This is a genomic window from Propionibacterium sp. oral taxon 192 str. F0372 (assembly GCF_000413315.1).
Lineage (GTDB): Bacteria > Actinomycetota > Actinomycetes > Propionibacteriales > Propionibacteriaceae > Brooklawnia.
Window position 1 is genome coordinate 2350800 of the sequence record NZ_KE340297.1, and the last position, 22376, is coordinate 2373175.

General features: G+C 60.7%; 20 protein-coding genes and 2 tRNA genes. 4 read left to right on the top strand and 18 right to left on the bottom strand.

From position 1 onward, the window contains the following. Window positions 1–2: 2 nt before the first annotated feature. From HMPREF1531_RS10970 to leuC, 4 genes are all read right to left on the bottom strand, one after another. The gene (locus tag HMPREF1531_RS10970) at window positions 3–1127 is read right to left on the bottom strand and encodes a D-alanine--D-alanine ligase family protein (RefSeq protein ID WP_016670027.1); all 1125 of its coding nucleotides are present in this window, start codon (window positions 1125–1127) and stop codon (window positions 3–5) included. A 61-nt stretch (window positions 1128–1188) separates the two neighbouring features. Next, complete coding sequence (locus HMPREF1531_RS10975; protein WP_016670028.1) at window positions 1189–1995, bottom strand: lysophospholipid acyltransferase family protein; 807 nt, start codon at window positions 1993–1995, stop codon at window positions 1189–1191. A 26-nt stretch (window positions 1996–2021) separates the two neighbouring features. Beyond that, a complete protein-coding gene (gene leuD, locus HMPREF1531_RS10980; protein ID WP_016670029.1) occupies window positions 2022–2627 on the bottom strand; it encodes a 3-isopropylmalate dehydratase small subunit in 606 nt (201 codons plus the stop codon). A gap of 15 nt (window positions 2628–2642) precedes the next feature. Further along, complete coding sequence (gene leuC / locus HMPREF1531_RS10985; RefSeq protein ID WP_016670030.1) at window positions 2643–4040, bottom strand: 3-isopropylmalate dehydratase large subunit; 1398 nt, start codon at window positions 4038–4040, stop codon at window positions 2643–2645. A 50-nt stretch (window positions 4041–4090) separates the two neighbouring features. Here leuC and HMPREF1531_RS10990 point away from each other — a divergent pair, with 50 nt between their 5' ends. Then, window positions 4091–4816 carry an IclR family transcriptional regulator gene (locus HMPREF1531_RS10990; protein ID WP_036897787.1) on the top strand — a complete coding sequence of 242 codons (726 nt, stop codon included), beginning with the start codon at window positions 4091–4093 and terminating at the stop codon, window positions 4814–4816. Between the two features lie 17 nt (window positions 4817–4833). Here the strand turns inward: HMPREF1531_RS10990 and HMPREF1531_RS10995 are convergent, their stop codons facing one another. The 7 genes from HMPREF1531_RS10995 to HMPREF1531_RS11025 form a co-directional block, all read right to left on the bottom strand. Next, entirely contained in the window at window positions 4834–5721 is an 888-nt protein-coding gene (locus tag HMPREF1531_RS10995; protein WP_016670032.1) for an NAD(P)-dependent oxidoreductase, read from the bottom strand. 131 nt (window positions 5722–5852) lie between these two features. Further along, a tRNA-Glu gene (locus HMPREF1531_RS11000) sits at window positions 5853–5928 on the bottom strand. A gap of 91 nt (window positions 5929–6019) precedes the next feature. After that, window positions 6020–6091: transfer RNA gene (locus HMPREF1531_RS11005), tRNA-Gln, on the bottom strand. Window positions 6092–6143: 52 nt separating this feature from the next. Then, the gene (locus HMPREF1531_RS11010) at window positions 6144–7079 is read right to left on the bottom strand and encodes a CPBP family intramembrane glutamic endopeptidase (RefSeq protein ID WP_016670033.1); all 936 of its coding nucleotides are present in this window, start codon (window positions 7077–7079) and stop codon (window positions 6144–6146) included. Further along, a complete protein-coding gene (locus HMPREF1531_RS11015; protein ID WP_016670034.1) occupies window positions 7076–7894 on the bottom strand; it encodes a fumarylacetoacetate hydrolase family protein in 819 nt (272 codons plus the stop codon). Before HMPREF1531_RS11015 ends, HMPREF1531_RS11010 begins: the two co-directional genes overlap by 4 nt. A gap of 42 nt (window positions 7895–7936) precedes the next feature. Further along, window positions 7937–9535 (bottom strand): citramalate synthase, encoded by a 1599-nt coding sequence (gene cimA, locus HMPREF1531_RS11020; RefSeq protein ID WP_016670035.1) that lies wholly within the window; start codon window positions 9533–9535, stop codon window positions 7937–7939. Beyond that, complete coding sequence (locus HMPREF1531_RS11025) at window positions 9532–10611, bottom strand: branched-chain amino acid aminotransferase (protein ID WP_016670036.1); 1080 nt, start codon at window positions 10609–10611, stop codon at window positions 9532–9534. The genes cimA and HMPREF1531_RS11025 overlap by 4 nt, the downstream gene beginning before the upstream one ends. Before the next feature lie 128 nt (window positions 10612–10739). Here HMPREF1531_RS11025 and HMPREF1531_RS11030 point away from each other — a divergent pair, with 128 nt between their 5' ends. Further along, entirely contained in the window at window positions 10740–11804 is a 1065-nt protein-coding gene (locus HMPREF1531_RS11030; protein WP_016670037.1) for a 3-isopropylmalate dehydrogenase, read from the top strand. Between the two features lie 44 nt (window positions 11805–11848). On the opposite strand, the gene HMPREF1531_RS13080 is transcribed toward HMPREF1531_RS11030, so the two are convergent. Further along, window positions 11849–12610 (bottom strand): DUF3152 domain-containing protein, encoded by a 762-nt coding sequence (locus tag HMPREF1531_RS13080; RefSeq protein WP_016670038.1) that lies wholly within the window; start codon window positions 12608–12610, stop codon window positions 11849–11851. A 422-nt stretch (window positions 12611–13032) separates the two neighbouring features. On the opposite strand from HMPREF1531_RS13080, the gene HMPREF1531_RS11040 reads away from it, so the two are divergent. Then, window positions 13033–14157 carry an SPFH domain-containing protein gene (locus HMPREF1531_RS11040; protein WP_016670039.1) on the top strand — a complete coding sequence of 375 codons (1125 nt, stop codon included), beginning with the start codon at window positions 13033–13035 and terminating at the stop codon, window positions 14155–14157. Continuing rightward, a complete protein-coding gene (locus HMPREF1531_RS11045) occupies window positions 14154–15356 on the top strand; it encodes a hypothetical protein (protein ID WP_016670040.1) in 1203 nt (400 codons plus the stop codon). The genes HMPREF1531_RS11040 and HMPREF1531_RS11045 overlap by 4 nt, the downstream gene beginning before the upstream one ends. Before the next feature lie 78 nt (window positions 15357–15434). On the opposite strand, the gene HMPREF1531_RS11050 is transcribed toward HMPREF1531_RS11045, so the two are convergent. The 6 genes from HMPREF1531_RS11050 to hisF all read right to left on the bottom strand — a co-directional run bounded on the left by HMPREF1531_RS11050 (window position 15435) and on the right by hisF (window position 22355). After that, window positions 15435–16949: a flotillin family protein gene (locus HMPREF1531_RS11050; protein WP_016670041.1), complete on the bottom strand. Its 1515-nt coding sequence runs from the start codon at window positions 16947–16949 to the stop codon at window positions 15435–15437. Window positions 16950–17458: 509 nt separating this feature from the next. Next, on the bottom strand, window positions 17459–17971 hold the full coding sequence (locus HMPREF1531_RS11055) for an NfeD family protein (protein ID WP_016670042.1): 513 nt from the start codon (window positions 17969–17971) through the stop codon (window positions 17459–17461). A 91-nt stretch (window positions 17972–18062) separates the two neighbouring features. Continuing rightward, the gene (ilvC, locus tag HMPREF1531_RS11060; protein WP_016670043.1) at window positions 18063–19094 is read right to left on the bottom strand and encodes a ketol-acid reductoisomerase; all 1032 of its coding nucleotides are present in this window, start codon (window positions 19092–19094) and stop codon (window positions 18063–18065) included. 30 nt (window positions 19095–19124) lie between these two features. Beyond that, a complete protein-coding gene (gene ilvN, locus HMPREF1531_RS11065; protein WP_016670044.1) occupies window positions 19125–19649 on the bottom strand; it encodes an acetolactate synthase small subunit in 525 nt (174 codons plus the stop codon). Further along, the gene (locus tag HMPREF1531_RS11070; RefSeq protein WP_016670045.1) at window positions 19649–21397 is read right to left on the bottom strand and encodes an acetolactate synthase large subunit; all 1749 of its coding nucleotides are present in this window, start codon (window positions 21395–21397) and stop codon (window positions 19649–19651) included. The genes ilvN and HMPREF1531_RS11070 overlap by 1 nt, the downstream gene beginning before the upstream one ends. A gap of 190 nt (window positions 21398–21587) precedes the next feature. Then, window positions 21588–22355: an imidazole glycerol phosphate synthase subunit HisF gene (gene hisF, locus HMPREF1531_RS11075; RefSeq protein WP_016670046.1), complete on the bottom strand. Its 768-nt coding sequence runs from the start codon at window positions 22353–22355 to the stop codon at window positions 21588–21590. Window positions 22356–22376: the final 21 nt, after the last annotated feature.

Genomic DNA, 22376 nt, shown 5'->3' on the forward strand with positions numbered 1-22376 from the left:
ACTCAGCGAACGGCGGTGTTGGGGCGGGACAAACCTTGGGTGATCAGGTCTGTGATGAGATCACGGTAGTCCATTCCGGCTGCCTGCCACAGGCTGGGGTACATGGACAACTCGGTGAATCCGGGCATGGTGTTGACTTCGTTGACAAAGACCTCTCCCGAAGCAGTGACGAAGGTGTCAACCCGGGCAAGTCCCTCACAGCCCAGTACATCGAAGCTACGTGCCGCAAGTTGCCGCACGGTATCCGAAACCGAGTCAGGAATCCGGGCCGGGACCTGGAGATCCACTTGATTGGCCGCGGGACGGTACTTGGCGTCGAAGTCGTAAAATCCGTCCTGACTGTTGACGACGATCTCTCCACAGGGGGAAGTCCGGGGTGTGATTGTTCCGGGCAGGGGGCCCAGTACTGCACATTCGATCTCACGAGCACCGACGAATCCTTGTTCCACCAAGACCTTCGGATCGTGAACACGTGCTTTCTCAATGGCCCGCGGCAGTTGGTCTGCTGCCACAACCTTGGAGATACCGAGCGAGGACCCGCCGCGGGCAGGTTTCACAAACAGCGGGAATTCCAAGGCCACGACGATCCGTTCGCAGCAGCCCTCGGAATCGGATACCCAGTCAAGATCACGGATCACCTCATGAGGGCCCACGGGCAACCCACTCGCCTCCAGGACAACCTTCATCAGATGTTTGTCCATACCAACAGCGCTTGCCGCTACTCCCGAGCCGACATAGGGGATGCCGAGCATCTCGAACTGGCCCTGTACGGTACCGTCCTCTCCGTATGGACCATGCAGCATCGTCATGGCAACGTCGATATCGACCTCATCGGTAAGATGTCCACCGACCAGCCCGGCAAGTACCACGCGGTCGCCCTTGCTGATCAGAACCACGGGTTCGGCGTCGGCCGGAACGGTGGGGAGTTCGCGGCCACGGGCCCTGAGCTGCTGCAATTGGGCGAGGGAGATCCGGTGCCAGGTTCCATCGCGAGAGATCCCCACTGGATGCACCTCGAAGGCATCGGTGTCGATCGTCCTCGCGACACCGGATGCAGTCAGGCAAGAGATCTCATGCTCAGAGCTGCGGCCGCCGAAGACCAGTACCACTGAGGCTCGCGATGTCATATTGTTCACCTTTCTCCGGTGGCTCCAGCCTAATCCTCTCGATCCGACTGGCCTTCTGGGATCACTGCAGGGCTTGGTCGCGGGGCACTCTGCAATGCAATTTCGGGTGCCACAGTTCCTGGGGGGCCGACTCGTTACGAGCTACCTCGACCAAGCGGATCACCTCGTCAAGAATGCGGGTGCTAGCTGCATTCACTGCGCCCCGGTCCCGGGGATCGGTGCCATATTCGGACAGGTCGATCCGTGCCCCGGCTACGATGGTCACCGGCCAGCGGCGTAGGCGGAACCGATGGATTCCGCGTGGGGGAAGAGCGTGGTTGGCTCCCCACTGCCCCACTGGTATAACCGGGACTTGGGTTGCGATGGCTAACCGGGCGGCACCCGAGTGCACTGCCATCGGCCATTCATCGGGATCAAGGGTGATCGTACCCTCCGGGTACATGACCACCGTCCGTCCCTGCTCCAAGGCCCGCTGCGCAGCAACCAGGGAATCCTTCGCGCGCACCGACCCGCGCTCGACAGGGATCTGCCTCGCGATTTTGAGCAACGGGCCAAGCAGCTTGGAGTCAAAAAGATTCGCCCGAGCCAGGAAATGTGGCCAACGACCGTTGTAGGCCAGAAAGATCCCGATGAGTACCGGATCTAAGGAAGAGATGTGGTTGGCCACCACGATCATGGGCCCCTGAGCAACCAACTGATTGGCGCCTGACCAACTGGTTCTGGTCCACAGCCTGGTGATTCCGCACAGCATGGGCCCGAAGCATTTGAGAACCCACGTGGTGGATTCCCGGTTAACCCTCGACAGTCGATCGAAACGGGCCCGAGTGGGGGCAAGCGGATGCGACGATGGGGTCCCCGGAGAATCCATGGATCCATCATGACCCATACGGGTGGTCAGTCGGACACGAGGACCGGAATCGTCTTCGGTTTGAATGAGGGACGACGCGACTCATAAGCCTCGATCTGGTCGGCATGCTGCAAGGTCATCGCGATGTCATCCAGACCGTTGAGCAATCGGTGGGCGGTGTAGTCATCAATCTCGAAGTGATGACTACGGTCTCCTGCGGTGATGGCGCGGGAGGGCAGGTCGACCGACAACTTGGTACCCGGATTTGCCTCGATGAACTCCCACAACTCTTCGACGACCTCCTGGGCAACTGTGGCAACCAGCAGCCCTGCCTTCCCGGAGTTGTTGCGGAATATCTCGCCGAACCGTGACCCGATGACAACCTTGAAACCGTAGTTCTGCAGAGCCCACACCGCGTGTTCTCGAGAGGATCCGGTTCCGAAGTCGGGTCCGGGTACCAGAATCGTTCCGCTGGAGTAGACCTGTTGGTTGAGCACGAAGCCGGGATCCTTGCGCCAGGATGCGAACAGGCCATCCTCGAAGCCAGTGCGGGTGATCCGTTTCAGGTAGACGGCTGGAATGATCTGATCGGTGTCAACATTGCTGCGACGCAGCGGAACCGCAACCCCAGTGTGCTGAGTGAATTTGTCCATTGCTTCAGTCCCTTCTCACAGATCCGCTGGGGCGGCCAGATGCCCCGCGACAGCGGTGGCGGCTGCGACGGCCGGGCTCACCAAATGAGTGCGCCCACCCTTACCCTGCCGTCCTTCAAAGTTTCGGTTCGAGGTGGATGCGGAGCGTTCCCCGGGTGCCAACTGATCTGGATTCATGCCCAGACACATCGAGCATCCCGCGAAGCGCCATTCGGCACCGGCATCGGTGAAAATCCTGTCCAGCCCCTCGTCCATCGCCTGCTGGCGTACCCGCGCGGAGCCAGGAACCACCAGCATGCGCAGACCATCGGCAACCCGGCGCCCCCTGAGCACCTCTGCGGCCTGTCGTAAATCCTCAATGCGCCCGTTGGTACAGGATCCCAGGAAGACGGTGTCGATGGCGATCTCACGCATCGGGGTGCCGGCACGCAGATCCATGTACTCCAAGGCTCGTTGGGCCGCATTGCGAGCCACCTCATCGTTGAACGATTCGGGAGCCGGAACCTTGTCCCCCAGCCCCACACCCTGCCCGGGATTGGTTCCCCAGGTGACGAAGGGAGTCAGCAGGGTAGCGTCGATGAACACCTCACGGTCGAAGACCGCGTCGTCATCTGTGCACAAGGTGCGCCAGTATTCCAAGGCCGCATCCCATTCGGCTCCCTGCGGGGCATTGGGGCGCCCCTCAAGGTAAGCGAAGGTCGTCTCATCAGGGGCAATCATCCCGGCTTTGGCGCCCCACTCGATGGACATGTTGCAGATGGTCATCCTCGCTTCCATCGACATCGCATCAATGGTCGATCCGCGGTATTCAGCGACATATCCGGCACCACCACCGGTCCCCACCATGGAGATCAGCTTCAGTACCAGATCCTTGGAGGTGACCCCGGCGGGCAGCACACCGTCGATGGTGACCGCCATCGTCTTCAGCCTCGCCTGCTGGAGGGTCTGAGTGGCCAGCACGTGCTCAACCTCAGAGGTGCCGATGCCAAAGGCCAAGGCCCCAAAAGCACCGTGGGTCGAGGTATGGGAATCACCGCAGACGATGGTCATGCCGGGTTGGGTCAGCCCAAGCTGGGGACCGATGATGTGTACCACTCCTTGGTCTTTATCACCCAAGGAGTGGATGGGGACCCCGAAATCCGCAGTGTTGCGCCGTAGCGCCTCGATCTGTTTGCGGCTGGTCGGCTCAGCGATCGGCTTGTCGATGTCCCAAGTGGGAGTGTTGTGATCCTCAGTGGCCAAAGTAAGATCGGGGCGACGAACCACCCGATCGGCCAATCGGAGTCCTTCGTATGCCTGCGGACTCGTCACCTCATGGCACAGGTGGAGGTCGATATAGAGCAGATCGGGTTCGCCATCAGCCGATCGCACCACGTGGTCTGCCCAGACCTTCTCACTAAGAGTTCTTCCCATGGTGGCATCATGTCATTGCCGACCAAATCGTGAGATGCTAATCTCATTTTATGGACAGTTCTTCGGGAGTTGGCGTGCTGGACAAGGCAGCCATGGTACTCACCGCCCTAGAACAAGGGCCGATGACCCTTGCTGGGTTGGTTGCAGCCACTGGTCTGGCCCGGCCCACGGCCCATCGCCTCGCAGTCGCCTTGGAACACCACCGTCTGGTGGGCCGGGATCTGCAAGGACGTTTCGTCCTAGGGCCCCGGCTCGCAGAACTCGCCATGTCGGCCGGGGAAGATCGCCTCCTGGCCGTCGCCGGGCCCATCCTCAACCGGCTGCGTGACATCACCGGGGAGTCTGCCCAACTGTTCCGCCGCCAGGCCGACGCCAGGGTGTGCGTCGCATCCGCCGACCGTCCGACCGGTCTTCGTGACTCGATACCAGTCGGCTCAGTGCTGCCGATGAATGCCGGTTCCGCCGCCCAAGCATTGCTGGCCTGGGAGGAACCTGACAAGTTACATGCCGGATTGCTGACGTCCAATTTCTCGGCGGTCGCCCTCACCCAAGTACGACGGCGGGGCTGGGCCCAGTCGGTAGCCGAGCGAGAACAGGGAGTGGCCTCAGTATCAGCCCCCGTTCGCTCCCCCGGTGGCAAGGTAATTGCGGCAGTCTCGGTCTCGGGACCCGTCGAACGTCTCACCCGTCAGCCCGGACGCCTGCATGCTCCCGCAGTGATGGCAGCAGCAGACCGGCTCTCTGAGGTACTCCGCAAAAATGCCGATGAGGACTGAACAGCATTCGAAACCGATCAGGCTTGGTTCTCCTCGATGAATTTCTGCACGATCGCGGTGTCCTGTTCACCCCATCCGGCATCGACGACACCTTGGAAGGCATCAAGCAGCCGGTCACCCTGAACAGTGACGGTACCTGTGACCTTTGCCTCCTCCAAGTAGGCCCTGAGATCCTTGATCCAGAAGGCCGCAGCACCCGAGACTGTGTAGTCCTTGTTGATGTAACGCGGGGCCTTGTCGATCATGATCCTGGAGGAGGCATAGCCACCGGACATCAGATCAAAGAGCTTGGCAACATCGAGCCCGGCACGCTCCGCGACGACGGCGGCCTCGGCATTAGCGACAATGCTGGCTGCGCAGATGAGTTGATTGCAAGCCTTGGCGACCTCACCAGCACCTGTGGGGCCGAGATGGACGGGATTACCCGCCAAGCCCAAGTAGGGCATTGCTCGTTCGACGAATTTCTCCGGACCGCCAACCATGATCGACAAAGTTCCGGCCTCGGCTCCAACCTGCCCGCCGGAGACTGGTGCGTCGATGACATGGGCCAGCCCATTGCTTGCCTCGGCCACCTCGGCGTCCAAGGTGCGGATAGCATCTGGAGCGACGGTGGAGCACACCACAATCAGGGTCTCAGATTCAATGCCCGCCAGCAGGCCGTCGGCACCATCAAGAGAAGCCTTGATCTGTGGGATGTCGGGAACCATGAAGAACACGATCTCGGCCTTCGCCGCCAGTTCCCGCGGGGTGGCGCACCACACGGCTCCACCGGCCAGCAGGTCAGTAACCTTCGCATCCGACAGGTCATGGAGCACCATCGTGTCATCGGGAGGCAACGAGTCAAACATGTGACGAGCCATGGGCGAACCCATGGTGCCCAAACCAACGAAACCGACAGTGGTCATATCTTCCTCCTTGACCAAGACCCATTTCCCGCAACTCTAGAGGGAAGCAGCCGAACCGCGTCGATCAAATCGGCCGCTGGATCGGGAAATCGTACCGACGAAAATGCCCGGCCTGAGCCGAGCATTTCATCTGGTAGCCCCGAGCGGATTCGAACCGCCGTTACAGCCTTGAGAGGGCCGCGTGCTAGGCCACTACACTACGGGGCCAGATGTGTTCAGTTGCTGACTGCTGTTCGCAGCGTTGGGAAGCCTAGCGGTCCGGCGAAGGTTCTCCAAACCGGAAGCAGGCCTGCCTGCGTTGGGGTACCAGGACTCGAACCTGGACTGACGGAACCAGAATCCGGCGGGCTGCCAATTACCCCATACCCCAGTCCATCACGCTTGGTGGCGCAACGAGAACCAAAGATAGCGTCCCGGTGGGGTCATGACAAATCGGGGGTCACCGTAGCGACGTTCATGCGGCGCCCAATAATCCAGCACAGCAGAACGACAAGGAAATATGCCGTGAGATTCCATGCCGTCGTAGACCACTGCGAACCAGAGATCGTCCGCAACTGCTCCACCCGGTTCCCAGCCACGGCATAGCCGAAGGCGAAAACATTGTTCACCGCATGGACGGCGACCGCAGCCTCCAGACCGCCGGTAAGCACCACCAAGGTGCCAATCAACAGCCCGAAACCTAGCCGATCGACGAAGAGCGGGACGTCCTGGGTTCCATGCAACCCGGCAAAGATGAGGGCGGAGACCACCACTGCGACCCAATTAGCCCGCCCCAAGATGCCCGAGGCCTGCAGTAGGTATCCCCGGAAGAAGAACTCCTCCCCGGCCGCTTGCAGGGGGGCCGTGAGGACGATTGCCAGCATCCACCATCCCCATCCCGCGCCCGGGTTCCAGGTCGGAGGATCATCCCATCGCGACAGCCAGTGGACACTGTTAAGCATCACAACAGCCACCAGCAGCGTAGCCAAGGCGTAGCGCCATCTGAAACCGGGCTGCACCGAACACGCCCATTTCGGGGCGAGATGGTGGACCCGCGCGACCACCACCAGGACAAGCAGGACCAGAGCCCCGATCGCCAAGTGAGTGGCAACCATTCCGGATAGATGCTGGAAACCTATCGCTTGTTCCCGGTAGACCCCAAAATGCCCAGGGGTTCCGTTCAACACCCAAGCACAGGCCACGAGCAGCCACGCAAGCCCGGGGACGATGACCACATAACCGGCCAGGATCGCCAAGACTCCGCCCAACGAAGTCGCGGCCGAGGTAGACAAAGGTTCGCGGCGCAGTACCGCCGGATATGACAGCCCCGGACTAGGATCGGCGATGCGGGTGCCGAACAACCATCCGAATCTGTTCACTCCTGGAACCCCACGATGTCATCGACCACTGGATTGGACAATTCGCCGATTCCTTCGATGTTCACGCTGACCGTCTGCCCAGCAACCATCGGCCCCACTCCCATGGGGGTCCCGGTGAGCAGGACATCACCGGGCAGCAGGGTAGCAAAGGCCGAGACATGGGCAATCAGTTCGGCGATCGAGAAGACCATGTCTTTGGTGCACCCATTCTGCTTCACCTGCCCATCCAAGTTGGTGACCACCGACAAATCACCGGCTTCCTCGAGGCCGAAGTGAGTGACAATCCACGGCCCCAGCGGGCAGAAGGTATCGAATCCCTTGGCGCGGGTCCACTGTCCATCAGTACCTTGTAGATCCCTGGCAGTGACGTCGTTGGCACACGTATAGCCGAAGATGACTTCTGCGGCACGTTCCACCGGCACTTGGCGGCAGATTCTGCCAATGACCACCGCAAGTTCGCCCTCGTAGTGGGTATCCCGGGATAGGGTCGGCCGGACGATGGGCTCTTCGGGGCCGATGACCGAGGTGTTCGGTTTCATGAAAATCAGTGGTTCCGGGGGAACTTCATTACCCAGTTCCGCAGCATGGGCTGCATAGTTACGGCCCACGGCCAGGATCTTGGAGCGAGGGATGACCGGTGCCAGCAACCGCACATCGGCGAGATCCAGTCGCTCCCCCGTCCAGTTGACCGGTGCGGCCAACGGATCGCCGTCAATGACGGCCACCGTTTCCGGGTATTGCCCCTGGTCCGCTGCGAGTTCAACGATCCCGAAGCGCGGGTCGGCGCCCACGGATGCGAAACGAGCTATACGCATGCCCTGATTCTAGGCAATCGCATTCAGTTCCCACCCAGACGGTCAGCCCACCACCGCCGGTACACGTACCAAGCCGTAGAGATAGGCATCGGAAAGCGCTTCCCAAGATGCCTCGATCACATTTGTCCCCACTCCTACCGTGGTCCACCCGTGTTCCCCGTCGCTGGTATCGATGAGGACCCGCACGATGGCGTCGGTGCCCCGGCCCTCGTCTAGGATTCGCACCCGGTAGTCAGTGAGCTGGTAGTCGGCTACTTGCGGGTAGACCGGAGTCAAGGCACGGACCAAGGCATCACCCAAGGCGTTGACCGGACCGTTGCCCTCGCCGATGACTCCATAACGTTCACCCCCGGCCATCAGCTTGAGGGTGGCCTCTGAATTGTCGGTCTCCCCCACTGTCGGCCCGTTACTAGTATGCACCCGCCAATTGATCAGCTTGAAGGGCAAAGTGAGAGCGCCGGTCATGGATCGCACCAGCAACTCGAAGGAGGCATCCGCTGCCTCGTAAGAATACCCTTGGGCCTCTCTGTCCTTGATCGTACGGGTAATCTCGGATGCAAGTTCCTGGTCATCAAGGTTCAAACCGAACTGGGCGGCCTTCATCTGCACCGACGCCCGTCCGGACATGTTCGAGATCAGCATCCGCATGTCATTGCCGACCAGTTCCGGGGCGATGTGCTGGTAGAGATCCGCATTGACCTGGATCGCGCTGGCATGCAGCCCGGCCTTGTGGGCGAAGGAGGAAGCGCCTACATAGGGCTGCCGGGGAAGGTGTGGCTGATTGGCTATCTCAGCGATGGCATGGGAACCATGAGTCAGCCCGGCGAGTTGTCGAGCGGTGACCACCGGCCAGTCGTATTTCATCTGCAGATTCGCGATCAGCGTTGTCAAATCCATGTTCCCGGTGCGTTCGCCGTATCCGTTCACTGTTCCCTGGACGTGCATCACCCCAGCGTCAATCGCAGCCAAGGTGTTGGCCACGGCGCAACCAGTGTCGTTGTGGCAATGCACCCCCAGATCAGCTCCGATCTGTGCGGCCGCGGAGACGATGTCAGCCATCCTAGACGGCAGCATCCCACCATTGGTGTCGCACAGCACAACGACCTCGGCGCCTGCCTCGGCAGCCACCCGGACAACTTCCAATGCGTAGCCGGGATCAGAATCAAAACCGTCGAAGAAGTGTTCACAGTCCACGAACACCCGACGTCTCCTGCTCACCAAGTAGGCAACGGTGTCGGAGACCATTGCCAAGTTTTCCTCCAAGGTTGTGCGCAACGCCTCCAAGACGTGTGCATCATGGGATTTCGCCACCAAACAGATGTGGCGAGTACCGGCATCAAGCAGAGCCTGCACCTGAGGATCCTCGGCGGCACCGATCCCAGCCTTGCGCGTCGCTCCAAAGGCGACAAGTTCGGCATTGCACAAATTCAATTCGGTTCTGGCCCGGGTAAAAAACTCGGTATCCGAGGGGTTGGCGCCAGGCCAACCGCCCTCAATAAAATTCACCCCCAGCCGATCAAGGTAGCCCGCGATGCGCAGCTTGTCTTCAACGGTCAGGGTGATCCCCTCCTGCTGAGCCCCATCACGCAGGGTGGTGTCGTAGAGGTGGAAGACCTCAGGCATTACCGGCATCGGGCTCATCGGACGCGCACCATCCAGTTCCGCTCGTCGGCGCGGCGCCCGTACTGGATATCCAGCAGATAGTTACGCAATGCCATGGTGACTGAATCCTCGCGGACCTCCAGCTGATGAGTCCCGTCGACATCCTTCAGCGAGCCGATGGGGGTTATCACAGCCGCGGTGCCGCAGGCGAAGAGTTCCGTCACCGAGCCATCCGCGATACCAGTCGTCACCTCGGCTAGCTCGACAGGGCGCTCCACCGGGGTAAGGCCTAGCTCAGGCGCGATGGTCAGGATTGAATCCCGGGTAACCCCCGGCAGGATGTTTCCGTTCAGATTGGGGGTAACCAACTGACCAGATGCGGTGACCATGAAAAAATTCATGCCACCCAGTTCCTCCACCCAGCGCTTTTGGGCGTTGTCCACAAACAATACTTGGGAACAGCCTTGCTCGTAGGCCAGTTCCTGGGGAAGCAGCGAGGCTGCGTAGTTTCCGCCGCATTTCGCATGACCGGTACCGCCATTGGCTACCCGGGAATACTCCCGGGAAACCCAGATGTCCACCGGGGCCACGCCTCCGGTGAAATAGCTGCCCACTGGTGAGGCGATGAGAATGTAGGAGACATCCTGAGCCGGACGCACGCCGAGGAAATCCTCCTTGGCGACAATGAAGGGACGCAGATACAGGGACTGTTCGTGGCCTGCAGGAACCCAGCGTTCGTCGAGGGTGACCAAGTTCCGCACGGATGTGAGAAAGTCCTTAACCGGCAGCTGCGGCAGGGCCAAGCGGCGTGCCGAATTGGCCAACCGCTCACCGTTCTTCTCTGGGCGGAACAACCAGACCGAGCCATCGGCATGCCGGTAGGCCTTCAGCCCCTCGAAGACCTCCTGGGCGTAGTGGAAGACCGCCGAACCGGGACCCAACCCCAAAGGCTGGTTGATCACGATCCTGTCGTTTCCCCAACCCGTCGTTATGCTCCAGTCGGCTACGGCCATGTGGTCGGTGAAGTGTACTCCGAAACCGGGTTCGGCGAAGACCTCGTCGATCCTCGCTTGTTCCGTGAAAGTGGCGTCGCCAGGAAGCTCGAATGACAGCATGAGCGCAACTCTAGACTGGCGCGCGCCACATGAATTTCCCGTTACACATCGTGAACCCACGATGTGCTCTCGTCCCCACATGTGGAATCAGCGGCGCCCCTCAACGAGCGCTGATTAGGCTTCGACGCATGAATACTTCCCAGACCACCATCGCAGTCATCCCCGGGGATGGTATCGGCCCCGAAGTGGTGGCTGAGGCCCTCAAGGTGCTCACGGCCACCGTTGGTGAGGATGCCTTCGCATTCCGCCACTACAGTCTGGGGGCCCAGCACTGGTTGGAAACCGGGGAGGTCCTGAACGACGACACCCTGGCTGGACTCGCCACCGCGGACGCCATCGTCCTAGGAGCCGTCGGAGCCGCCCCGGGCTCCACCCAAATACCTTCCGGACTCCTGGAACGGGGGCTGCTACTCAAGTTGCGTTTCGCCTTCGATCAGGACGTGAACCTCCGCCCTTCGAAAACCTACGCCGGGGTCGGTTCGCCGCTCACCGAGCAGATCACAGCCAAGGGTCCTATCGACTTCGTCGTCGTGCGTGAGGGCACTGAAGGCCTGTACGCAGGCAACGGCGGGACCCTTCGCCGAGGTACCGATGACGAGGTGGCCACGGAGGTCTCGGTGAACACTGCCATGGGGGTTCGTCGCGTGGTGCGCTATGCCTTCGAGTTGGCCATGCGGCGTGGCAAGCACCTGACCCTGCTCCACAAACACAATGTCCTAGTCAATGCCGGGGGGCTGTGGACCCGTATCTTCACCGAAACTGCAGGACAGTTCCCCGATGTGCGCACCGACTACCTACACATCGATGCAGCAACCATCAAGCTGATCACCGATCCCGGGAGTTTCGACGTGATCGTCACTGACAATCTGTTCGGCGACATCATCACCGACGAGGCCGCGGCCATTACTGGAGGCATCGGTCTCGCCCCCTCGGCGAATATCAACACCGCCCGTACCTTCCCATCCATGTTCGAGCCCGTGCACGGTTCAGCTCCCGACATCGCCGGGCAGGGCATCGCTAATCCAACCGCGGCCATCGCATCGATGGCCCTCATGCTTGATCATCTCGGCCATCACGAGGATGCCCGGCGCATCGAGCAGGCTGTGGCTGCCGACATGGCGGATAACATATCGACGGCGACGCGCTCCACTTCACAAATCGGCGACGCAATCGCTGCTGCGGTGCGAAGTTGATGACAGCCAGAGCAGATGGAGTCCCGGAGAACTTGTCCGCGGCATCATCCAATCCCAGTCTCCCCGGTCACCGCAGGCCAGGCATTCGGTGCGCAGGAATCGAGCTTGAGGGATTGCTGCTGCATGACCGGTGAAGGGCCGCCGTTCACCGGGCAACCGACATGCCCCAGCCCCAGGTAGTGCCCCACCTCATGATTAACCAAGTAACCGCGGTACTCCTCGACCGGCTGAGAAGCCCAAGTCGGGGTGCCGAAGGCCCATCGGTCGACGTTCAGATACACGGTGTTGCCCACGCGGCAAGACAAGATCTGAGAGGTTCCTAGCTCTCCGCAGCCCACATCGGTCGTACGGCCCGTAGCGAGTTGGATGGTGAGATCTGCCCGCGCCGGTTCGTTGATTAGGGAGAAAGCGATCCGCCCGTCCCATCGCCAGGAACGCTCGTCGTCCAGGATGGTCTGGATCCGGGCCGCGATCTCATCGACCGGCAACGGAATCGCGTCCTCCATCTGCAGCACCCAAGCACGCACATCCGGGTTAGTCGCGGTGGTCGGCACTGTAACGGTGTTGTACACGAAGGTTCCGCTGGAAGGCAGATCTGAGTGGGCGTAACCCAAGCCGTCGACCCAGGCGGCTTCCAAGGCCCCCGCAGACGGGGGCGGAGCAGACGTTGCGGGCATTGAATTCACGTCGGTTCCCGGGGATGTCGAGGCAGACGGCTCAGTGCTCGGCAGGTCATTGGACCGGGCATGACCACATCCCGCCAGGGCCACCCCGACCCCGGCCATCACAACAGCGCGTCTGGACATCACCCAGATGACAATAGTTCCCCGCTCAACCCCACCGTCCCCGGGGTCAGTCGAGGACCACTTACCGAGGCATCCAGCAGCAAAGCTGACCTAGCCGATAGCTACCGCCAGCCAGCCGCATTGAACTCCCAGATTCCGGGGTTCTACATGCCCACAGATACGACAGACCGTTGTGGACTGCACCAGGGACTGGGACCGCGAACACTGATGTGGCCAAGCAGTTGCACAGTCACATCAGCAGCACCTACCAACGCGCCTTGCGCTTCCAGTCCAAGGTCACCGTCCAGGTATCCCAACCATCGAACCACGGTTACTACCTCGACATGACGGTTTGACCCTGATCATCTCCCGACCTTGAGGGTCCGCTCACCCGTGGTCCCATATGCTCGGTGACAGACACATCATCACGAAAGGTGCCGCCCATGGGTCTTATGGACAAACTGCGTGGAGAACTCGTTGACATCATTGAGTGGCTGGAGGATTCCCGGACGCTGCTGGCCTGGCGTTTTCCGCGCTACCAGAACGAGATCAAGCAGGGCGCACAGTTGATCGTGCGCGAGGGCCAGATGGCCATCTTCGTGTACCAGGGTCAGCTTGCCGACACTTTTGGGCCCGGCACTTACACCCTGAATACCCAGAACCTGCCGATCATGTCGACCCTCCAAGGCTGGCAGTACGGCTTCAACTCGCCATTCCGTTCTGAGGTCTACTTCGTCAACACCCGTCCTGTCACCGATCTGCGGTGGGGCACCCCGAATCCCATCACCCTGCGTGACCCGGACTTCGGGATGGTGCAGATCAGGGCCAATGGATTGTGCATCATCAGGGTCATAGATCCGGTCATCTTCCTGCGTCAGGTCATCGGCACCGATTCCCAGGTGGGTATCGACGAGATCACCGAGTTACTGCGCAGGGAGATCTCCCAGGGCTTCTCCGACATGATCATGTCGACTGGTCTGGGTGCTATCGACTTGCAGGGCAGGCAGGCCGAGCTCTCGGCCAAACTCGCCGAGATCGTGCGCACCCGCGTCGACGACGAATTCGGGCTGGGCATTGATTCCATCACGATGAACGTCTCCCTACCCGAGGAGATCACCCAGGCGATGACCCGCGGCGTAGCCAAGGGCGTCGAGGAGCAGGGCTGGATCAACCAGATCAAGGATATGAACCGCTACCAGCAGGCCAAGCAGGCCGACGCCATGACTACCGCGGCAGGCAATCCCGGTGGCGGCATGGGAGAGGCAATGGGAGCCGGGATCGGTTTCGGGATCGCCCAGCAGATGGCCAGCCAGACAACCGCCACACCGGCTCCCCCACCGCTGAACCCTTCTGGGCAGTCCTTCCATGTGGAATTGAACGGACAGGCAGCCGGTCCCTATACCATGGAGCAGTTGTCCTCCATGGCTTCCGCTGGACAGATCAATCCCAATTCCCAGGTTTGGGCCCCTGGCATGGCTGGTTGGCTACCCGCATCACAGGTGGGCCCCTTGTCCCAGCTCTTCCAGACTCCACCCCCACTTCCTGGTGAAGGAGCGCAAGCCCGATGAGCACAGGACAACCCTCGATCCCTGCCAGGACGGGGATCGAGGGGCTCGTCGAGCACACCCGGGAGCGGACCAGTGACCGGGCAGTTCTCCACCTGACTGAGGCAACCCGCACCTACCCTTGCCCAAACTGCGGTGCCAACCTCGCGTGGAATCCAACCTCACAGGATCTGGGGTGTGGTGCCTGCGGCACCCATCTGCCACTCACCCCAGACGTCGCGGAGCCCACGCAGGTCATCAAACGCGATCTAGATTCCACAATGGAGGCTTTCACGGCCCAGAACCAGACTGCCCAATTCCAGGCTGACAAGGAGATTGTTTGCCAAAACTGTGGTGGGCACACGCTGTTCACCGGCACCTTGACCACGGTACGCTGCCCTTACTGCAACACTCCGATTCAACGCGATGACGTGCAGGATTCTCCACTCAGGTTGCCGATTGATGCGGTGCTTCCGCTCAGCATCGACTTGGACACCGCAACCCAGGCCATCGAGAAATGGATCAACACCCGTCGGCTGGCACCTAGTGCCTTCAAGAAATATCGACAGCTAGGTTCCTTCACCTCGGTCTATCTACCTTATTTCAGCTACGATGCGGCCACCACGACTCGCTACGACGGGGCCCGTGGAGTTACCCGGGTCGAGGTCTACACCGATTCCGAAGGCAACACCCATACCCGCACTCATGTCGACTGGTATCCGGTCGCGGGTGTGGTCAAAAATGCCTTCGCCGATGTCACTGGTCATGCCACCGCGGGGCTGCAGGACGAGAAGGTTACCGAGCTCGAACCGTGGCCGATGGAGGCAGCCCATCCCTATTCGCCGCAGTTCGTCGCCGGTCATCTAGCGCGCACCTATGACGCCGATCCTCGTCAGGTGTTCGACCGTTTGGTGGAGCCACGCATGGAATCGGTCATTGAGCAGACCATCTGCAGCGACATCGGTGGTGATTTTCAGCGGATCCACTCGATGCGGGTGCTGTGGCACATGCTGCGTTTCGCCCAACTCGCCCTGCCGGTCTGGATGCTCACCGTCACCTTCAAAGGTCAGCCCTTCCAAGTGATGGTCAACGGAGTCACCGGAGAGGTCCAGGGGCAGCGCCCGTGGAGTGCGGTGAAGATCACCCTGCTGGTGCTGTTGGGCGTGGCCATTGTGATTGCGCTGCTCCTGCTGTACCAGTACTACGAACAAACGCCACACTAAGCAGGGAAAGCTGCGCCGACGAAGGTGAAAGGGCGGTCCGTCTCGCGATGGTGCGACGGACCGCCCTTCGTCATTCGGTCACTGCTGCGGGGCGGATTCCACCTCCGGTGCACGTTCTGCTCCCAGCTTGGTGGCCGCAACCTGCCCCAGGTCGATTCCGGTGGTGTCTTTGAGTAACTGGATGGTCTGCGTCACACCGTCGGTGACTCTCCTGGGCAGTTCCCCGGCGCCGTCGCTGGAGATCACGGTCATCCGGTCAATGCCGGACATCGGAGCCGCGACCTGCTCGGCGACCTTCGGCAGGGCCTGGACGAGCATCTCAATGATGGCTGCGTCGTTGTACCGCGCATAGGCATCGGCTTTCTTGTTCATCGCCTCTGCCTCGGCCTCGCCAGTGGCCAGGATGGCTGCGGCAGACGCCTCGCCCTCGGCCCGGGTTGCCTCAGCCTCGGCGATACGCCGTGCCTTCTCCGATTCACCGCGCTTGGCGCCCTCAATCGCTTCGGCCTCCGCGAGGGCGGTACGTCGTGACTTCTCACCCACGCCGATTAGTCGGGCCTGCTCAGCATCAGCTTCTGCCTTGGCGATGGCCGCGGCCTTGTCCGCTTCAGCCTGGAAGATGGAGGCATTGCGACGTGCCTCGGCCTCGGTCTCCAGACGGTACCGCTCGGCATCCGCAGGCTTGCGCACCTCAGTGTCGAGCTGCCGTTCCTTGAGTGCCGCCTGCCGGACGGCAACCTTCTCCTGTTCGGTGAGAATGGCTTGATCCCGATCGGCCTGAGCCAGCGGTCCGGCGGCAGCAGCCTGGGCGTTCGCAGCATCGGTCTCGGACTTGATCTCGGCCTGTTTCAGCATCAGCTCCCGCTCACGGATGGCGATCTGCTGCTGGGCGTCGATACGGGCCTGCTCGGCTTCCTGACGGGCTGCTGCCTCGGCGACCGCTGCATGCTGCTGTACCCGGGCAGCTTCGGGGCGACCGAGGTCGTTTAGGTAGGTGCCGTCGTCGGTGATGTCTTGGATCTGGAAGGTGTCGAGCACCAGACCTTGCCCGGTGAGTGAGGCCTCCGATTCATCGGCCACTCGCTGGGCAAAGGCTGCCCGGTCCCTAATGATCTGTTCGACGCTCAGCGAACCGACAATGGAACGCAGTGAGCCAGCTAGGGTCTCCTGGGTGAAGGTTTCAACCTCCTCCTGCTGGGTAAGGAAACGCTGGGCGGCTGCACGGATCGAGTCCTCATTACCCCCGACCTTGACGATGGCCACACCATCAAGATTCAGCTTGATGCCCTGACCTGAGACCGCGCCGCGGATCTGCACCGAGATGCGCCGCGAGGAGAGATCCATGATAAACAGTCGCTGAATGAAGGGGATGATGAACACCCCGCCACCCATCACGACCTTCTGGCCGGACAGGTCCGCGGACACCTCGCCAGTCTCCGGGTTGCGTACTTCCTTGCCCTTACGCCCGGTGACGATGAAAGCCTCGTTCGGACCGGCCACCTTGTAGCGGTTGGCGATCAGCAGGCCGATCAGTACCACCAGGGCGACCAAACCGATGATCCCGAGAGCGACCGGCGATATGCCGTCAAACATGCTTGCTCCTTAAATTCTTGACTTGTGAGGATCACCTTAGCGAGATCGCTGGTTCAGGTGACCCTGTCCTTGCCCTGATCTATCACCACTACCACCTCATCGAATGAACTATTGGCGGTTCACCAGGCGCACCCCAACGGCGACGACTGAAGGATCAAAGATATCCGCAGCTTCTCCGATCCCCAGCAAAGCTGAAAAATAAGCAACACTCTCGAGATTTCAGCTCCAATCGAGGCATCCGCAGACCTTCATAAATCAAAAAATCAATCTTACAAAGATCAATGAAACCTCTACCAACAGATCTTTTGTTCGGCAATAGGCGTCATCATCTGCAGAAATCCTCACCGTGCTGAAGAAGTAGAAGTACGTCGAGACGACCGATGTCTCCCGCGAAGTTTTCGTCGACTGGAGCTGCTTCCCATCACGTGCACGGGGCCCACTGAGTTGTAGAATGCCGAGAGCCCAAATCCTTCCTCACAAGGCTCAGAACAAGAGATAATTCCTGTCGGTCAGCACTCTGTGACCGGGCGTACCTCGACGGCGGTAGCCGATAGAACCCCTGATACCCAGATCCGGGATCCGCTGTTCAGTTCGATAGGGCATCTGGCGTTGAGCACATGCTGACTCCCGGCTGAAGAGATACGAACCTGCCCATAGCCTTCGCTGGGTATGTCGGTGATGACTTGTCCCTCGGCCCCGATGAGGGACTCGGTGGAATGGGTCACCTCGTTGGCCTGAGAGCGCAGCAGTCGGGTCAGGCGCCCCGCCCCCCAGGCAAGCAGCGCGCCGACGAGCACACCGACCACGACGCCCACACCCACCGAATCGCTCAACGAGGTCGCGACGGCCCCAGCGAAACCGAAACCGCCCATCAGCCCCGCCACCCCGGCAGTCGATACCACATCGGAATCGAGGATGTTGAATGAGTCGAGTCCCAGCATCCCGTCAAGCACCTCACCGACCGTGAGGGCCAGAATCAGCAGGACGATACCGATTCCACCCAATATCCAAAAGACCGTCATGACTGCTCCTTCGCCTGATCATCCAATCCTAGGGGACCCAGCACACGATGATGGCCCGGAGAAATCCCCGGGCCATCGAGTTGTCTACGGATCAGCGAGCCGCCGAACCCTCGACATAGTCGGTATCGGTGCCCTCCTTGAGCCAGGAGAACATCTTGCGTAGTTCCTTACCGGTGGCCTCAATCGGGTGCCCGGCCTCTTCGGCGCGCAGCGCCAAGAACTCGGGGGCCCCATTATCCTGATCGGCGATGAACCGCTCGGCGAAGGCACCCGAGCGGATGTCCTCTAGCACGGCCTTCATGTTGGCCTTGACGTGGGCATCCACGACGCGGCGCCCGGAGACATAGTCACCGTACTCGGCGGTGTCGGAGATCGACCACCGCTGCTTGGAGATACCGCCCTCAATCATCAGGTCAACGATCATCTTCAACTCATGGAGACACTCGAAGTAGGCCATCTCCGGCTGGTAGCCGGCCTCGGTCAGAGTCTCGAAACCAGCCATGACCAAGTGCGACATACCGCCGCACAAAACGGCCTGCTCACCAAACAGATCGGTCTCGGTCTCCTCGGTGAAGGTGGTGCGAATACCGCCAGCACGCAGCCCGCCGATGGCCTTGGCATAGGACTTGGCCAGTTCCCAGGCCAAGCCAGTCTCATCGCGCTCGACGCACACTAGCACTGGGACCCCGCGCCCATCGGCGTATTCACGACGCACGATATGGCCGGGTCCTTTGGGCGCAACCATGCATACATCAACTCCGGCGGGGGCCTCAATGTAGCCGTAACGGATGTTGAAGCCATGGGCAAAGAACAAGGCATTGCCGTCGGCCAGATTGGGGGCGATCTCCTCGGCATAGACCTTGCGCTGGACCTGGTCCGGCACGAGGATCATGATCACCTCGGCCTCCTTGGTTGCCTCGGCCACGCTGAGTACCCGCAACCCCTCGGCCTCGGCCTTCGCCCGGGACTTCGATCCCTCAGCAAGCCCGACTCGGACATCTACCCCTGAATCGCGCAGGTTGAGCGCGTGGGCATGGCCCTGGGAACCGTAACCGATGATTGCAACCGCGCGGTTCTGGATGACCGAGAGGTCCGCGTCGTCGTCGTAGAAGATTTCTGCCATGTTCACATTCTCCTGATCTTTTTCAGATTCTCAGTGCGCCGTTCGCAGAGCGGACTTGGTTTTCTCATTAATGGATTTGTTGCCCCGGCCCAGGGCAACCTGCCCGGACTTCACCAGTTCAATGATGCCGTAAGGCTCGAGCATGGTCAGTAGGGCTGCGAGCTTGTCGGTTGAGCCTGTGGCCTCGATGGTCACGGATTCCGGGCCAACGTCGACTGCCCTTCCCCGGAATAGGGAGACCACATCGATGACAGCAGCCCGGTTGGTGGTGTCGCACCGCACCTTGACGAGGATCAGCTCCCGCTGCACCGAGTTGGGTTCAAGTTCGATGACTTTGAACACCTCAACCAACTTGTTCAGCTGCTTGACCAGTTGTTCGACCACAGCGGTGTCCTCGACCTCGGTCACCAAGGTGATGCGCGAAACATCGGGGTTCTCGGTCGGCCCCACGGCCAAGGATTCGATGTTGAACCCACGTCGCGAGAACAACGCCGAGACGCGAACCAGCACGCCGGGCTTATTGTCGACCAAGACTGACAGAGTGTGGCTGCTCATTACCAGTTCTCCTCTTCCCATTCCGGAGCCATATCCCGGGCGATCTTTATCTCATCATTGCTCGTGCCTGCGGCTACCATCGGCCACACCATGGCGTCGGAACTGCAGATGAACTCAACCACAACAGGGCGATCGTTGATCTCCATCGCCCGTTGGATGGCATCATCGACTTCCTCAGCAGTGGTGACTCGGATCCCGACGGCCCCCATTGCCTCGACCAGTGCAGGAAAGTTAGGAACAATGTCGCTGTCCAGGACAGTGTTCGAGTACCGCTTCTCGTAGAACAGGGTCTGCCATTGCCTAACCATGCCCAGGACGTTGTTGTTGATCAGGGCAATCTTGATCGGGATGCTGTTGAGCGCACAGGTGACCAGTTCCTGGTTCGTCATCTGGAAACAGCCGTCCCCATCAATGCCCCACACCACCTTGTCCGGCGCGCCAACCTTGGCCCCCATGGCTGCGGGGATGCAGTAACCCATGGTGCCCAGCCCACCTGAGGTGGCCCAATGAGCCGGACGTTCGAACGGTAGGAAATGGGAGGCCCACATCTGATGCTGACCAACACCGGTCACGTAGATCGCATCGGGACCAGCGATCTCTCCCAGCCGCTTGATCACCGCTTGGGGGGACAGCTTGCCATCACCCGGTTCGCTCCACCCCAACGGGTAACGCTGCTTGGTGTTGGTGAGATAGGTGGTCCATCGGCTCCAGTCCGGGATCTTCTCCGAGCGCATGTCTTCCAGCAGTCCACCGAGGAAGGCCTTGGCATCGCCGACGATGGGAACGTCCACAGGCTTGATCTTCCCGATCTCGGCGGGGTCAATGTCGGCATGAATAATCTTGGCTTCGGGAGCGAAGGAATCGACCTTGCCGGTGACCCGGTCGTCGAACCTGGTCCCGACCGCGATCAGCAGATCCGCCTTCTGCAATGCCCCGACCGCGGCAACCGTACCATGCATACCCGGCATACCCATGTGCATCGGATGCGAATCGGGCAACGCGCCGCGAGCATTGAGCGTGGTCACCACCGGAATTCCAGCGAGATCTGCCAAGTCCTTCAGCTCTTGGAAGGCCCTCGCACGCACCACACCACCACCGATGTACAACACCGGGCGCGAGGAAGAGACGATCATCTTCGCTGCGGCTTTGATCTGTCTGTTGTGCGGGGTGACCGTCGGCTTGTAGCCGGGCAGCTTGATCGTGTCCGAGAAATCGAAGGGCGCAGTTCCGGCCTGCGCATCCTTGCTGATATCAACCAGCACCGGTCCGGGACGCCCGGTCGATGCGATGTGGAAGGCAGCCTTGATCGATTCGGGAATATTCTCGGTCCTAGTCACCAAGAAAGAGTGCTTGGTGATCGGCATAGTCACCCCGCGAATATCGGCCTCCTGGAAGGCATCGGTGCCAATGGCGGTGCTGTTCACCTGTCCGGTGATAGCCACCATCGGCACCGAATCCATGTAGGCATCAGCCAGCGGGGTGACCAAGTTGGTAGCGCCGGGTCCGGAAGTGGCCACGCAGACCCCGACCCGCCCGGTGGCCAGCGCATACCCCTCTGCTGCGTGACCGGCACCTTGCTCATGACGAACCAATATGTGGCGGATGGAGGAGTCATGGAATTCGTCGTACATCGGCAGGGCGGCACCTCCGGGAAGCCCGAACATCACCTCCACGCCGCACTTCTCCAGGGAAGCGACGACGGCCTGCGCGCCGGTCATCATGGGCAGGTCCTTCTTGCTGGGGGCCATTGACCTCATCCTTTCCGGATCCTCATGGTTCTCGACAACAAAAAACCCCCGATGCCTGCGGCATACGAGGGAGCGCTTCGTCAGAACTTCCGAAGCGCTATGTCAGTACGAGAATCATCTGGTTCATCACGAACCAATCATGACATCGCCGACACATGGCGGACAGACGCATACCATCATACGGACAAAATCACATTCGCACCGGGACCTCCAAGGCATCGGCAAGGGCATCTTTTACCTCGGCGATGGTGAGTACCCCGAAGTGAAACACCGAAGCGGCCAGGACCGCATCCGCACCAGCACGAACCGCTTCGACGAAGTGCTGCACTTGCCCGGCACCACCGGATGCGACCAGCGGGACATCCACCTGTTCCCTGACCGCGCTGATCATCTCAATGTCGAATCCGTCGGTGGTGCCGTCGACGTCCATGGAGTTGAGCAGGATCTCCCCAACTCCCCGCTCCACCGCTTCCCTGATCCAAGCCAATGCGTCCAGACCTGCAGAACGAGTCCCACCGTGGGTGGTGACCTCGAAGCCGGATGGCATTGCTCCGGCCCTGCGAGCATCGACGGACAGGACCAGCACCTGGTTGCCGAAACGACGAGTGATCGCGTCAATGACCCCGGGATCGGCGATCGCACCGGTATTGATGCCCACCTTGTCAGCCCCGCTACGCAGCAGCCGGTCGACATCCTCGGGAGTTCGTACTCCCCCGCCCACGGTCAACGGAATAAACACCTGTCCGGCACAACGACGAACCATATCGCTAGTGGTTTCCCGCCCACGTGAAGAAGCCGATATGTCCAGGAAGATCACCTCGTCGGCACCCTGCTCGTTGTACTGGGCAGCCAACTCGACGGGATCCCCCGCGTCGCGAAGATTGGTGAAATTGACCCCCTTCACGACCCTCCCATCGGTCACGTCGAGACAGGGGATGACCCGGATGGCAACGCTCATGATCACAGCCTATCGGCCGCT

Coding starts and splice junctions, on each gene's coding strand:
- ilvC (WP_016670043.1), bottom strand. CDS start 19,094: ATGGCAGAAATCTTCTACGACGACGACGCGGACCTCTCGGTCATCCAG.
- HMPREF1531_RS11030 (WP_016670037.1), top strand. CDS start 10,740: ATGAATACTTCCCAGACCACCATCGCAGTCATCCCCGGGGATGGTATC.
- hisF (WP_016670046.1), bottom strand. CDS start 22,355: ATGAGCGTTGCCATCCGGGTCATCCCCTGTCTCGACGTGACCGATGGG.
- leuC (WP_016670030.1), bottom strand. CDS start 4,040: ATGGGAAGAACTCTTAGTGAGAAGGTCTGGGCAGACCACGTGGTGCGA.
- HMPREF1531_RS11025 (WP_016670036.1), bottom strand. CDS start 10,611: ATGCTGTCATTCGAGCTTCCTGGCGACGCCACTTTCACGGAACAAGCG.
- leuD (WP_016670029.1), bottom strand. CDS start 2,627: ATGGACAAATTCACTCAGCACACTGGGGTTGCGGTTCCGCTGCGTCGC.
- HMPREF1531_RS10995 (WP_016670032.1), bottom strand. CDS start 5,721: ATGACCACTGTCGGTTTCGTTGGTTTGGGCACCATGGGTTCGCCCATG.
- HMPREF1531_RS10990 (WP_036897787.1), top strand. CDS start 4,091: ATGGACAGTTCTTCGGGAGTTGGCGTGCTGGACAAGGCAGCCATGGTA.
- HMPREF1531_RS13080 (WP_016670038.1), bottom strand. CDS start 12,610: ATGTCCAGACGCGCTGTTGTGATGGCCGGGGTCGGGGTGGCCCTGGCG.
- HMPREF1531_RS11050 (WP_016670041.1), bottom strand. CDS start 16,949: ATGTTTGACGGCATATCGCCGGTCGCTCTCGGGATCATCGGTTTGGTC.
- HMPREF1531_RS11055 (WP_016670042.1), bottom strand. CDS start 17,971: ATGACGGTCTTTTGGATATTGGGTGGAATCGGTATCGTCCTGCTGATT.
- HMPREF1531_RS11070 (WP_016670045.1), bottom strand. CDS start 21,397: ATGGCCCCCAGCAAGAAGGACCTGCCCATGATGACCGGCGCGCAGGCC.
- HMPREF1531_RS10970 (WP_016670027.1), bottom strand. CDS start 1,127: ATGACATCGCGAGCCTCAGTGGTACTGGTCTTCGGCGGCCGCAGCTCT.
- ilvN (WP_016670044.1), bottom strand. CDS start 19,649: ATGAGCAGCCACACTCTGTCAGTCTTGGTCGACAATAAGCCCGGCGTG.
- cimA (WP_016670035.1), bottom strand. CDS start 9,535: ATGAGCCCGATGCCGGTAATGCCTGAGGTCTTCCACCTCTACGACACC.
- HMPREF1531_RS11040 (WP_016670039.1), top strand. CDS start 13,033: ATGGGTCTTATGGACAAACTGCGTGGAGAACTCGTTGACATCATTGAG.
- HMPREF1531_RS10975 (WP_016670028.1), bottom strand. CDS start 1,995: ATGGATTCTCCGGGGACCCCATCGTCGCATCCGCTTGCCCCCACTCGG.
- HMPREF1531_RS11015 (WP_016670034.1), bottom strand. CDS start 7,894: ATGCGTATAGCTCGTTTCGCATCCGTGGGCGCCGACCCGCGCTTCGGG.
- HMPREF1531_RS11045 (WP_016670040.1), top strand. CDS start 14,154: ATGAGCACAGGACAACCCTCGATCCCTGCCAGGACGGGGATCGAGGGG.